Origin of the sequence: Clostridium sp., assembly GCF_047718555.1 — a bacterium.
GTDB lineage: Bacteria > Bacillota > Clostridia > Clostridiales > Clostridiaceae > Clostridium_I.
In genome coordinates, this window is the sequence record NZ_JBDNRK010000031.1 from 18,767 (window position 1) to 30,960 (window position 12,194).

14 protein-coding genes are annotated in these 12,194 nt (G+C 30.6%); 12 read left to right on the forward strand and 2 right to left on the reverse strand.

The window, feature by feature from the left end; translation table 11 throughout:
- Nucleotides 1–20 precede the first annotated feature (20 nt).
- The 10 genes from ABF633_RS12940 to ABF633_RS12985 all read left to right on the forward strand — a co-directional run bounded on the left by ABF633_RS12940 (nucleotide 21) and on the right by ABF633_RS12985 (nucleotide 8,165).
- Entirely contained in the window at nucleotides 21–1,463 is a 1,443-nt protein-coding gene (locus tag ABF633_RS12940) for a ribonuclease E/G (RefSeq protein ID WP_415524266.1), read from the forward strand.
- 130 nt (nucleotides 1,464–1,593) lie between these two features.
- Nucleotides 1,594–1,905 (forward strand): 50S ribosomal protein L21, encoded by a 312-nt coding sequence (gene rplU / locus ABF633_RS12945; protein ID WP_015615353.1) that lies wholly within the window; start codon nucleotides 1,594–1,596, stop codon nucleotides 1,903–1,905.
- Between the two features lie 2 nt (nucleotides 1,906–1,907).
- Nucleotides 1,908–2,237: a ribosomal-processing cysteine protease Prp gene (locus tag ABF633_RS12950; protein WP_415524267.1), complete on the forward strand. Its 330-nt coding sequence runs from the start codon at nucleotides 1,908–1,910 to the stop codon at nucleotides 2,235–2,237.
- A 1-nt stretch (nucleotide 2,238) separates the two neighbouring features.
- Nucleotides 2,239–2,541, forward strand: a complete 303-nt coding sequence (gene rpmA / locus ABF633_RS12955; RefSeq protein ID WP_015615355.1) for a 50S ribosomal protein L27 — start codon at nucleotides 2,239–2,241, stop codon at nucleotides 2,539–2,541.
- Nucleotides 2,542–2,596: 55 nt separating this feature from the next.
- Complete coding sequence (gene obgE / locus ABF633_RS12960) at nucleotides 2,597–3,871, forward strand: GTPase ObgE (RefSeq protein WP_415524268.1); 1,275 nt, start codon at nucleotides 2,597–2,599, stop codon at nucleotides 3,869–3,871.
- A gap of 14 nt (nucleotides 3,872–3,885) precedes the next feature.
- Entirely contained in the window at nucleotides 3,886–4,179 is a 294-nt protein-coding gene (yhbY, locus tag ABF633_RS12965; protein ID WP_415524269.1) for a ribosome assembly RNA-binding protein YhbY, read from the forward strand.
- 578 nt (nucleotides 4,180–4,757) lie between these two features.
- Nucleotides 4,758–5,384 (forward strand): nicotinate-nucleotide adenylyltransferase, encoded by a 627-nt coding sequence (gene nadD / locus ABF633_RS12970; protein ID WP_415524271.1) that lies wholly within the window; start codon nucleotides 4,758–4,760, stop codon nucleotides 5,382–5,384.
- Nucleotides 5,374–5,943 (forward strand): bis(5'-nucleosyl)-tetraphosphatase (symmetrical) YqeK, encoded by a 570-nt coding sequence (gene yqeK, locus ABF633_RS12975; RefSeq protein ID WP_415524273.1) that lies wholly within the window; start codon nucleotides 5,374–5,376, stop codon nucleotides 5,941–5,943. Before nadD ends, yqeK begins: the two co-directional genes overlap by 11 nt.
- Nucleotides 5,944–5,952: 9 nt before the next feature.
- Nucleotides 5,953–7,215 carry an LCP family protein gene (locus ABF633_RS12980; RefSeq protein WP_415524274.1) on the forward strand — a complete coding sequence of 421 codons (1,263 nt, stop codon included), beginning with the start codon at nucleotides 5,953–5,955 and terminating at the stop codon, nucleotides 7,213–7,215.
- A 59-nt stretch (nucleotides 7,216–7,274) separates the two neighbouring features.
- Nucleotides 7,275–8,165, forward strand: coding sequence for an RluA family pseudouridine synthase (locus tag ABF633_RS12985; RefSeq protein ID WP_415524275.1), 891 nt, complete (start codon nucleotides 7,275–7,277; stop codon nucleotides 8,163–8,165).
- 66 nt (nucleotides 8,166–8,231) lie between these two features.
- On the opposite strand, the gene ABF633_RS12990 is transcribed toward ABF633_RS12985, so the two are convergent.
- Nucleotides 8,232–9,527: a serine hydrolase gene (locus tag ABF633_RS12990; protein ID WP_415524276.1), complete on the reverse strand. Its 1,296-nt coding sequence runs from the start codon at nucleotides 9,525–9,527 to the stop codon at nucleotides 8,232–8,234.
- 127 nt (nucleotides 9,528–9,654) lie between these two features.
- Between ABF633_RS12990 and ABF633_RS12995 the strand changes: the two genes are divergently transcribed.
- Nucleotides 9,655–10,326, forward strand: a complete 672-nt coding sequence (locus ABF633_RS12995; RefSeq protein ID WP_415524277.1) for an SLBB domain-containing protein — start codon at nucleotides 9,655–9,657, stop codon at nucleotides 10,324–10,326.
- A gap of 108 nt (nucleotides 10,327–10,434) precedes the next feature.
- Here ABF633_RS12995 and ABF633_RS13000 read toward each other — a convergent pair whose 3' ends face one another.
- The gene (locus ABF633_RS13000; RefSeq protein WP_415524279.1) at nucleotides 10,435–10,959 is read right to left on the reverse strand and encodes a hypothetical protein; all 525 of its coding nucleotides are present in this window, start codon (nucleotides 10,957–10,959) and stop codon (nucleotides 10,435–10,437) included.
- 222 nt (nucleotides 10,960–11,181) lie between these two features.
- On the opposite strand from ABF633_RS13000, the gene ABF633_RS13005 reads away from it, so the two are divergent.
- On the forward strand, nucleotides 11,182–12,194 hold a 1,013-nt coding region (locus ABF633_RS13005), incomplete at its 3' end, for a cation-transporting P-type ATPase (RefSeq protein ID WP_415524280.1).

Consider the following 12,194-nt stretch of genomic DNA (forward strand, 5'->3'; position numbering starts at 1 on the left):
TAGACTTAGAGGTGCTAAAGTTGAAAAATATATTCTTTGAAAGGCAAAAAGATTTACTTAGAATTGCTATAACAGAAGAGGAAAAGCTTATAGAATGCTATATTGAGGAAGAGGGTACATTAGTGTATCCAGGACAGATCTATAAAGGCATAGTTAAGAACATTGTGCCTGCAATAAAATGTGCTTTTATAGATATTGGCAGAGGAAAAAATGCATATATGTATATGGATTCTAAATTTAACAATGTGAAAATAAAAAAGGGTGAGGAACTTTTAGTTGAAATTATTAAAGAAAATATGGGGACAAAAGGTCCGAAAGTAAGTAATAAAATCACTGTTCCTGGCAGATATGCTGTGATTGAAACTTTAAACAATGAAATTTCTATTTCAAAGAAAATAGTAGACAAAGAAATTCAGGAATATTTAGAAAATGGCATAAGAAAACCCGAAGATACAGGGGTTATGATAAGAACTAATGCGGAGAAAATCACCATAGATGAAATAAATAATGAAATTGAAAGATTATATAAAATATATGAGGATATAGTGAAAAGGGGAAATTACTCTAATAAACCTGAGCTTATATATGATTCTGGCGGTGTTTTAGGAAAAGTTTTAAGGGATGTAGTAGATGAAGCCACGGAAAAAATAATTGTTAATAATTCAGAGGATCTTAAGTTCATAGAAGCTTATATAAAAAATAAAGGTGATATAGCCGCAAAGGTAGAAATACATAGACATAATATTCCCATTATGGAATATTACAATATTGAAAAAAAGATATTAGAACTTAGAGATAATATTGTAGAACTTCCATGCGGAGGATCTATAGTAATTGATAAAACCGAGGCCATGTATGTTATTGATGTGAATTCAGGTAAAAATGTTAAAGGAAGAAATATTCAAAATACTGCAGAATTTACAAATACTCAGGCTGCCAGGGAAATTGCATCACAGATTAGACTTAGAAATTTGAGCGGAATAATAGTTATAGATTTTATAGATGTGGAAGATACAAAAATAAAAAATAAAATTCTACATATTTTAGAGTTGGGATTTAAAGATGATAAAAATAAAACTATAATTTATCCATTTACAGAATTAAATATTGTACAAATAGCCAGAAGAAGAAGGGGTAAATCCATACTAGATTATATTGAACAAAAATGTAAAGTCTGTAATGGCTCCGGAAAAGTATTAAAATTATCTTATTTAGCTAATTTGATTAGAAACAGAATAATAAGAATTGATATGGAAAATACAAGTAATCACATTTATATTGAAATAAGTGAAGAGTATAAAGCAAGTATATTGAAATATACAGATAAATTTGTAAAGTCAATAGGTTCAGAAAAAAAGAGTGTTTATGTAAGATTTATAAAAGATATTGATTATTATAAGGTGGAACCTTTAATGTTTAAAAATCAAATAGAAGATAATAATATATATAAAATATATGGATAATTTTATTTACAAATATTATTATATGTGTTAAAATGGCATTTGTAGGCCGCACGCATAGGGTTTTATATGAAACACGAGATTTAAATTTTGTGTACCTGAGTTGGCGAGACTGGTTTGAGGAGGTGTTTTAATGTACGCAGTAATTACTACTGGAGGAAAACAGTATAAAGTTTCAGAAGGAGACGTAATATTCGTTGAGAAACTAGAAGCTGAAGTTGATTCAAATGTTGAATTGACAAATGTTCTTGCAGTTGCAAAAGAAGACGGATTTGTTGTAGGTAAGCCTGTAGTTGAAGGAGCTAAAGTTGTTGCTAAAGTAGCAGAACAAGGAAAAGCTAAAAAGGTTATAGTATTCAAATATAAACGTAAAAAGGACTACAGAAGAAAACAAGGTCACAGACAACCTTACACTAAGCTTGTAATTGAAAAGATTGAAGCTTAGTCATGATTAATATTGTTTTTACAAAAAAACATAATTGTTTTGTTTCTTTTAACATAAATGGGCATGCATGTTTTAGTGAAGAAGGCTATGATATTGTGTGCAGTGCTGTATCGGCATTAGCTTATACCTTTGCCAATGGTATTACAGAAATTGTAGGTGCAAATGCCGAGATTAGTATTTGTGATGGCTTTTTAAGTTTAGACTTAAAAAATGAAGCTATGAGTAATGTTGAAAAATGTCAAATATTAATGAAGACGATGTTATCTGGAATGCAGAATATGGAAATTAATTATGGTGACTATATAAAAGTGGAAATAGAGGAGGTGCAGTGAAATGCTAGTTATGAATCTACAACTATTTGCTCATAAAAAAGGAGTAGGTAGTTCAAGAAATGGTAGAGACAGTGAATCTAAAAGACTTGGAGTTAAAAGTGCTGATGGAGAATTCGTACTTGCTGGAAATATATTGGTTAGACAAAGAGGAACAAAGATTCATCCTGGAGCTAATGTAGGTAAGGGATCTGATGATACTCTTTTTGCTAAGGTTGACGGAGTAGTTAAATATGAAAGAGTAGGCAGAGACAAGAAAAAAGCAAGCGTTTATCCTGTAGCTATAGAAGAAAGCATAGCTGAATAATTTAAAGCACCCTTTAGGGGGTGCTTTTTTACTCCATAAAAGGAAGGTGAAGATAATGTTTATTGATACGGCAAAAATATTTATAAAGTCTGGTAATGGAGGAAATGGATCGGTTTCCTTCAGAAGGGAAAAATACGTACCATTAGGTGGGCCTGACGGCGGAGATGGTGGAGATGGTGGAAATGTAATCTTCATAGCGGATCAAAATATGACTACTCTTTTAGATTTTACATATAAAAGAAAATATGTAGCGGAAATTGGGGTAGCTGGCTCTGGGTCTAAATGTTATGGCAAAGATGGAAAAGATTTGTATATAAAGATACCTATGGGTACAATTATTAGAGATGTAGAAACTGATAAGATCATTGCGGATTTATCTCATGCTGGAGATAAGGTTATTGCTGCAAAAGGTGGAAAAGGTGGAAAGGGAAATGCAAAATTCTGTACGCCTACAAGGCAGGCTCCAAATTTTGCAGAACCTGGTATGCCGGGAGAGGAACGATGGATAAGCTTAGAGCTTAAATTGTTGGCGGATGTAGGACTTATAGGTTTCCCAAATGTAGGTAAATCTACCTTGCTATCCATGGTGTCTAAGGCAAGGCCTAAGATTGCAAACTATCATTTTACCACCATAAAACCTAATCTTGGAGTAGTTAGCATTCCTGGAATTCAAGGCTTTGTTATGGCAGATATTCCTGGTATTATTGAAGGTGCAGCAGAGGGCGTAGGTCTTGGTTTACAGTTTTTAAGACATATTGAAAGAACAAGGCTTCTTATTCACGTAGTTGATATTTCTGGAAGTGAAGGAAGAGATCCTATAGAGGATTTCATTAAAATCAATGAGGAATTAAAGAAATATAGTGTTAAACTTTGGGATAGACCTCAGATAATAGCTGCAAATAAAAGTGATATTTCCTATGATGATACTAATTTCAATAATTTTAAAGAGAAGCTGCAGGAAATGGGATATAAACATATATTTAAGATTTCAGCAGCTACAAGGTTTGGAGTAGATGATCTATTGAAGGAAGCTGCAAAACAACTTTCAGAAATACCTGTTACAGACCTGGAGATAAGTGAAGAGGAGAGATTTGTACCGGAAGATAAGAAATTTACTTATGAAATTCGTAAAGAAGATGATGTCTACGTAGTTGAAGGCTCCTTTGTTGATAGATTGCTAGATAGTGTAAATATCAATGATCCTCAATCATTGATGTATTTCCATAAGGTACTTAGAAATAAGGGTATCATTGATGAGTTAGTTAGTATGGGGATAGAAGACGGAGAATTAGTAAGATTAAATGATTTTGAATTCGAGTTTTTATTATAGGAGGAAACAATTTAATGATAACCAGTAAACAAAGAAGTTACTTAAGGGGTTTGGCCAACAAAATTCAACCTATTTTTCAGGTGGGAAAAAGTGATATAGAAGAAGCCTTTATAAAACAGGTAGATGATGCCCTTAAAGCTAGAGAATTAATAAAAATAACGGTGCTTGAAACCAGTGACTATACTGCCAGAGAAGCTAGTGATTTACTTTGCAGAAAATTAAATTGTGAGGGAATTCAAGCTATAGGCAGAAAATTTGTATTATATAGAAGATCTAAAGATAATTCTAAAATAGAATTACCTGTTTAAACTATGAAAATAAGGATTCTAAGATTTAGGCTGATAAAATTATACCTGAATTTTTAGAATTCTATTTTTATATTATCATCTTCAATTGGACAAATAATTCATCAAGCTTTTATAAGCTTAAATCTCTTTTTAAAAACTTTACAAGTGAACATATATATGAATGTTTAATGAGATTATTTGAAAAATGGGGATGGAAAAGTTTGATTACATAAAATTGATGATGGTAGAAAAAAGTGAATTTTTAATACTTATTGTAATATAAATAAAATATAATATTACAATAAATGGCATATGCCACTACTGTAAATATGATATAATATACTTATTAATAATTATTAGGGCATTAAAGATAAATAGCAGGTGAAGAAAGTCTTCTATTTTTTATCCGATGACTACCCACTCTAATACTCCCATCGTACTCTGTGAAAGCGAGTCACACATTTTGGTTCTCTGCTTTTCGTAAAGTAGGAGTAAAGAGTGGCTACGTCCATGGATAACGACTTCTAAGCATCAGCTGGAATAAAAACTCCATCTGATACTAAGAATTCTGTTTATGCCTAAGATAAAGAGGGATTTAAATGAAAAAAGGCATTTTAGGAGGGACTTTCGATCCAATTCACAACGGACATTTAAATATTGCTTATGAGGCTATAGAAAGATTAAAGTTGGATAAAATGGTTTTTATACCAACAGGCAATCCACCACATAAGACAGATAAGGTAGTAACAGATGCACTAATAAGATACAAAATGGTGGAAAAGGCAATAAAAGATGAACCTATTTTTGAAATAGATAATTATGAAATTCATAAAAGAGGTTTAAGTTTTACCTATAAAACATTGGAATATCTCAATGAAAAAGAACCAGATACTCAGTGGTATTTTATAAGTGGAGCTGATTGCCTCATTGAAATGGAAAACTGGAAAAATATCAATAGAATATTGGAACTTTGTAACTTTGTAGTATTTAATAGACCAGGTTACAGCAAAGAACAGCTTGAAAAACAAAGGGAAAAAATTGAAAAGCAATATAATAGGGATATTATATTGCTGGATTTACCTTTAATGGATATATCAGCTTCTTATATAAGAAAAAAGGTCAGGCAGGGCAATAATATATCGTATTTGGTACCTGCTTCAGTTTCTAAAGATATTGCTAGGTTAAGACTTTATGAGAGTGAGAGAAGGGATTTTTATGTGGAATGAGATCGAAATGGAAGAATATTTAAAAAAAAATTTAACAGAGGGAAGGTTAAAGCATAGCTTGGGAGTAAGAGATACTGCAGAGGCTTTGGCCAAGAAATATGGAGCTGATGTGCATAAGGCTAGAATTGCTGGATTGATACATGATTGCGCAAAACAAATGGAAAAAAGCAAAATATTAGACATTTGTATTGAAAATGGATATAAATTAGATCATGTTGCCTATAAGAATCCTGGTATTATGCATGGAGCAGCTGGTGCCATAATTGCAAAGCAGGTAATGAAAGTTGAAGATCAGGATATATTGAATTCTATCGAATATCATACTACAGGAAGAAAAGATATGAGTTTGCTGGAAAAAATAATTTATTTAGCAGATTATATAGAACCTTCAAGAAATTTTCCTGGAGTAGATGAGCTTAGAGAAGCAGTAAATAGAAATTTGGATGAAGGATTATTGCTTTCATTTAATAGCACTATTGAGTTAGTAATTTCAAGAGGAGACCTAATTCATTTAAATACTATAGATGCAAGAAATTATATTATATGTAATGAAAAGTAGGTGGAATTAATGGGTGAGGAAAACAAAAGAACAAGGTCAAAGAAAATACTAAAAGTAGCTATAATTGCAATCTTAGCTGTAATTGTATGTATTGGAGTTGGAGTTACATGTTTTACTGTATTTTATTTATCCAGCACTAATAGTAAATCGAATTCAATTAATATTAATGCTTCGGCGCCAGCAAAGGATGAGGCTGTAAATATTTTAGTGGCAGGAGTGGATACCGCCTCTAATGATTCTGGAGATTCTGTAAAAATTAACACTGTAAAAAAAGCAAACTCAATAGTACTTCTTCACTATGATCCTAAAAATGAAAATTTAAAAATCATTTCAATTCCAAGAGATACTATTATAAAGCTTAATGAGAAAAGACAGAAAATAAGTATATCCAATTCTGTGAATGGTCCTAAATATCTGGTAAATAATGTTGAGGAATTGATGAATACTAAAGTTAATTATTACGTTCAATTAGATTATAATGCTTTTAAAGATGTGATTAATTCCTTAGGTGGAGTGGATGTTAATATAAATAACAGAATGGATTATGATGATAACCTTCAGAATTTACACATTAATTTTGATAAGGGTGTTACTCATTTAAATGGGCAAAAGGCAGAGGAATATTTTAGATGGGTTAAAAATAATGACGGTAAATCTATAGAAGGCGGGGATTTAGGCAGAATAAAAAACCAGCAGCAACTTATGGATGCAGTTATAAAGAAATTTAGTAGATTCTCCACTATCTTCAAATATCCTGCTATAATATCGTCAGTTTCCAAGGATATAGTAACCAATATGACGCCTAATCAAATTATAAAATATGCGCGTACCTTTAGCCATTTAAAAAATCAAAATATAAGCATAGCTACTGCCAAGGGACTTAATGTGTCTATTGAAGACAATAAGTATTTTTTATTGGACACAGCAGGCAATAGTGCCAATCTTTCTTCTGCTAAGGCAGTTAATAAATCTGACAATATAAATAAGTCTGCTTTAAAGATTAATATACAAAATGGAACTATGAAAAATGGTTTAGCAAAAAATTATCAAACAAAATTAAATGAAAAGGGATTTACTAATATAACTACTGGAAATGCGCCAAAAAAACCAGTGGAGGCTACCAAAATTACTTTTTATGGTGTAGATGAAAATAAACTAGTACAAATAAACAACGATATGAGTGGTTCAATAAAAACAGATAATTATGAACTTATTCCACAGAAGAGTTCACATGATATAGTAATTGTACTTGGAAATGATTTAGGCAACTGATAATAGGAAATATTAAATTATATAATTATCCGTAGTAAATAGAATAAAAGGGGTATAGAATGAATAGCAAACTTACATACTATATAGAAAAAGACGATGCAGATACCAAAATAAGAGAGTATTTAAAGAATAAACTAGATCTATCCACAAGATTTATAAAAAAAGCAGCCATAGAAAAGAGAATAACAGTTAATGGATGTGCTGTAAAAATGAACTATGTGCTTAGATTTGGCAACAAAGTTGAAATAGATACTTTTAGAGATGAAAGCCAAAATATAATTCCTCAAGAAATGGATATTTCCGTAGCTTATGAAGATCAGGATTTAATAGTTGTCAATAAACCAGCAGGAATCGTAGTTCATCCCACTAGAAGTTATCCAGAAGGAACTCTTGCCAATGGTCTTTTATATTATTTTAAAGAAAAAGGTGAAAAATGTATAGTAAGACTTGTCAGTAGACTTGATATGGATACCTCAGGGCTTATCTTAGTAGCAAAGAATCAATTTTCACATATGTCCCTGGCAAGAGATATGAAATTGGATACTTTCAAGAAGGGTTATTTAGCTGTAGTAAGAGGAAATCTACAAGAAAAATCAGGCACTATTGATCTTCCAATATATAGAACTGAGGAAAATATAAGAAGAATAATAGATAGCAGAGGCCAAAGAAGCATTACTAATTATGAGGTAGTTGAAAGCTTTGAACAAGGTGATCTTATAAGACTGCAATTGGAGACCGGGAGAACTCATCAGATAAGAGTTCACCTAAGTAGTATTGGTCATCCTATCTTAGGAGATACGCTATACGGTGGTGAAGATAACACAATTATAGGCAGGCAGGCGCTGCATGCTTATAGGCTTAGTTTTCCTCATCCAAGAACTAATGAGATTATAGATCTTGAAATAGATCTACCAAAAGATATAGAAAATTTAATAGAACAACTTAGATAAAAAAATTAAGCAAAATTGTTAAAAGAAGCTGTCTCATTATACACAAGTATAATGAGACAGCTTCTTTTATTTAAGTCCTCTGTATTTTAGATATCGTCTTTTTTTCGCTGCGGAAATTCTTTTAAGTCTGTAAGTGTTTAATAGAATCAAAATTATAAATATTCCTATTCCATAGACTATTTTATTATTTTTTAGATTATTTTCAGAAGCCTTAGCAATAGAATTAACATTAGGATTATAATCTGCACTGCTTACAAGCTCCAAAGTTCCGATTGTTTTATCATTCAATTTCATATCTAAATTTGAAACCATATCACCTTTGTGAAAATATTTATCATTTAAAGAAGCTTCATTAAAACTAAATGTAGGTACTTCGTTAGAAGCTTTATCCTTTACATAATAAAAATCTTTTGAGGCTAAAAGAGAAATTTTATTTCCATCCTTTTCATTGAAGGTAGTTACTACATCACCTTTAGAATACATTTTCTTTAAATCAAAATTTTTAAATCCATAATCAAAAAGGTTTCGCGCATCTTGGAAAAAAGTTCTGTCATTACTATGTAGAATTGTAACTATAAGCCTGTGGTTATCTCTTGTAGCACTGGCTACGTAAGAGTGAAGGGACTGTATTGTATAGCCTGTTTTACCACCTTCAATTCCCTCGTAATAATAAGAAGGAAGACTTTTGTTAACTAATTTATTTTCATTGATAAGTGTTCTATCTCTTTTTGTCATCACTGGATCTGTTTTATTTGTAGGGGCCATGGTGTAGCTGACTGTAGTAGCAATTTGAGAAAATTCGGGATGAGATGCCAGTGCCCTTAGAATAAGCGCTAAGTCTCTAGCAGAAACTCTATGGTCTTTGTCATATAGCCCATTGGGATTTTGAAAATTTGCCGTTGTACAACCAAGTTCCTTTGACCTTTTGTTCATGAGTTTAGCAAATTCAGGAACGGAGCCGCTTATATGTTCTGCAAGTGCCACAGCAGCATCATTTGCGGAAGGTAAAAGCAGAGCATACAATAAATCTTTTACAGTAATTTGTTCTCCATTTTTTACATCTATTCTGTTACCATCTAAAAGTGCTAAATTTTTACTGGTAAAATCATTGCTTACAGTAACTATATCATCTAATTTACAATTTTCTAAAGTTAAAAGAGCTGTCATTATCTTCGTAGTTGAAGCGGGAGGGAAAGTTGCATCTATATTTTTTCCATATAATATTTCACCTGTAGTTGCATCCATGAGAACTATGCCATCACCGGATACGTTAGGTGGTGCTGGTGTTTCTGCATTAACTCTGTAAGTTGTACTAGTAATTAATAATAAAAGCGTAATAGCAATTGTTATTATTTTCTTCATGCTTACCTCCTAAATTTATTGTTCTTGTAACAGTATAGCAAAAAAAATATGTTATGGCAAAATAATTGAAAAAAGACTATTTTTTTTACATATTGTTAATAATTCATCCTAAGGGAGGTATAAATTAATGCAGAAAAAGAAATTGTATGGTTCCGTAATAATACTAGGTATATTTCTAATATTTTTATTTATTGGATATAGGCTGCAAAATACAAAGACAGTTTCAGGAGATAAAGATATATCAATATATAAAGAAAATAAAATAGAGAGTACTATTAAGGAAGACAATAAAAGTGAAAGTAATGAAATAGAAAGTATAAAAAATAGTGACGGAAAAAAGGAAATAAAAGCACAAATTCATGGTGAAATTAAAAAACCAGGTGTATATTCATTAAAAAGTGGTGATAGAATTAAAGATCTAATAGATCTAGCAGGTGGTTTTACGGAAAAATCAGATCCCTATAGTATAAATGGAGCAAAGAAAGTAATTGATGGAGATAATATTGAAATAAAATCAAAAGAGGATAGATCAAAAGAGGAGAGCTTAAGTATTTCAAAAAGTAATTCATCAAATGCAGCTGTAAGTTCCAAGGATGAGAATGAAAAATTAGATATAAATTCTGCTTCTGAGGAGGATATAGTAAATAAAAAAATACCTGGAATAGCAGCAGGATTAGCTAAAAAAATTATTGAATATAGAGATAAGAATGATGGAAGAATAAATTCTAAGCAGGATTTAGAAAAAGCCATAGGACCTAAAAGATCAGAGAAACTTATGGAATATATAGAAATAAATTAATAAAAAACGAACAAATACAAATTTATTTTGCGCTTGTTCGTTTTATATTTAAAAGTAGGGAGTGCTGTAGCTGCCAGTCATGGGATAAAGTCTGCTTTAGTAAAAGCATTAATAAAAATATTCATCGTATAATTTATTGGTGCATCCGTAATCAATTAATACAGGTTTTTTGTCTAATATCCCCCAAGATGAAATTGTTTTTATATCTGGATAGAGCAGATCATAATGCTTTGCAATTTTCTTTAGAGTTTGAAAAAATTCGCTATCTGGCTTAATATTAGTAAATTCAAAAATATTTCCGCGGCTTACTCCAAGCATTTCTGTAAAGGGTAAAGCTTTTCTCATAACTATCATGCTCTCTTTATACCATACTATAGGGCAAAAATATTTTTTGTATTTTTCATCGATGTCATTATAAATGTAATTTTCAGTTCTAGATTGATATTTTCCAGTTCTATTTTTAGATATTTTAATTACAAAATTTTCGTCAAATTCATAAACCATTCTGCTTGCACCCTGACCTAAAAATTTATAATTATTGTCTTTTAAATTATGGCGCAAACGATGACGATCAACTGAATATAGATTTTCAAATAGATCTACTGGAATGTTTGGGCTAATCGAAGTATCCATAAAATCCCTCCCATTGATAATACAGTAGAATAATAAAATATTCTCATTATCAATATATAAAATATCTCATGGAAGTGACTATGATTTTGAAATTTAAAGTAAAAATTTTCAATCTATAAAAATCATTGTTATTAAATGCAACTTAATATTTAACAAAATATGATACTTTAGTATAATGAAAATATATTATAAGTAAAAGTTGTTGATGGGGGTAAATATCTTATGACTGATTGGTATAATCTAGCATGGAATGATGTGGTTAATTTATTTCAAAGTAACTCCAATAGAGGATTAGATGAAAATAAAGTTTTAAAGAATAGGAAAATTTTTGGTGAGAATATAGTGGAAGGTGAAGAAAAAAAATTATTTGTTAGTTCTATAGCTAAAGAACTTTTTAGACCATGGATAATTGCTTTAATCATAAGCTCTATACTATATTTTATTATTGGCAGTTCTATTTCAGCAATAATTATATTAATTATAGTTCTTATAAATGTTATTATAATTAGCTTGAAAAAATATAAAGAGCAAAAAAATTTTTTGCTATTACATAAGATTAATTCTGGAGCATGCAATGTGATTCGAAATGGAAATTTGGTTGTTGTAAATAATAGGGATATTGTGGTTGGTGATATAATTGTCTATAAGAAAGACAGCATCATACCTGCGGATATAAGAATAACTAGCTGCGATAATCTTAGAGTAATAGAAGAATCTGTTACAGGTGATTCAAATGTAGTTGAGAAATACTCTGCAAGGCTGCTGAAAAATGATTTAGCCTTAACAGAAATGAAGAATATTTTATTTAAATCCTCTTTAGTTTACAGTGGTAATGGAGAGGGAATTGTAGTTGCAGTTGGGGCAAACACAGAAATAGGTAAATTTACAAAGTCATTGATTGATATCAAGCAGCATAAAAGTAATGTTTATGAAAACATATATAATGTATTAGATAAACTGTCTATAATAGGAGGTTTAGCTGCTGCAATAGCATTTATTTTTACTAAATTTAAAGGTAGTAATTTTAATGATTACATCTTAATTGCGGATACAGTTTTAATAACCTTGCTTCCATTGGGATTGATATCAATAATAGCTTTGATGTATTTTTTTATTAAAAAGTGTAAAGCAAAAGAGAAAATATTTTTAAATAATATTTTCAAAATTGAAGATATAGCTAATATAAATATACATGACTCTAATACACATCTCACGCTGCCGACGATAACACTCGT

Excerpts from the sequence above, each read along its gene's own strand:
- ABF633_RS12990 (WP_415524276.1), bottom strand. The coding sequence starts at position 9,527 with ATGAAGAAAATAATAACAATTGCTATTACGCTTTTATTATTAATTACT.
- yhbY (WP_415524269.1), top strand. The coding sequence starts at position 3,886 with ATGATAACCAGTAAACAAAGAAGTTACTTAAGGGGTTTGGCCAACAAA.
- yqeK (WP_415524273.1), top strand. The coding sequence starts at position 5,374 with ATGTGGAATGAGATCGAAATGGAAGAATATTTAAAAAAAAATTTAACA.
- rpmA (WP_015615355.1), top strand. The coding sequence starts at position 2,239 with ATGCTAGTTATGAATCTACAACTATTTGCTCATAAAAAAGGAGTAGGT.
- nadD (WP_415524271.1), top strand. The coding sequence starts at position 4,758 with ATGAAAAAAGGCATTTTAGGAGGGACTTTCGATCCAATTCACAACGGA.
- ABF633_RS12980 (WP_415524274.1), top strand. The coding sequence starts at position 5,953 with ATGGGTGAGGAAAACAAAAGAACAAGGTCAAAGAAAATACTAAAAGTA.
- obgE (WP_415524268.1), top strand. The coding sequence starts at position 2,597 with ATGTTTATTGATACGGCAAAAATATTTATAAAGTCTGGTAATGGAGGA.
- ABF633_RS12995 (WP_415524277.1), top strand. The coding sequence starts at position 9,655 with ATGCAGAAAAAGAAATTGTATGGTTCCGTAATAATACTAGGTATATTT.
- ABF633_RS12985 (WP_415524275.1), top strand. The coding sequence starts at position 7,275 with ATGAATAGCAAACTTACATACTATATAGAAAAAGACGATGCAGATACC.
- ABF633_RS13000 (WP_415524279.1), bottom strand. The coding sequence starts at position 10,959 with ATGGATACTTCGATTAGCCCAAACATTCCAGTAGATCTATTTGAAAAT.
- ABF633_RS12950 (WP_415524267.1), top strand. The coding sequence starts at position 1,908 with ATGATTAATATTGTTTTTACAAAAAAACATAATTGTTTTGTTTCTTTT.
- rplU (WP_015615353.1), top strand. The coding sequence starts at position 1,594 with ATGTACGCAGTAATTACTACTGGAGGAAAACAGTATAAAGTTTCAGAA.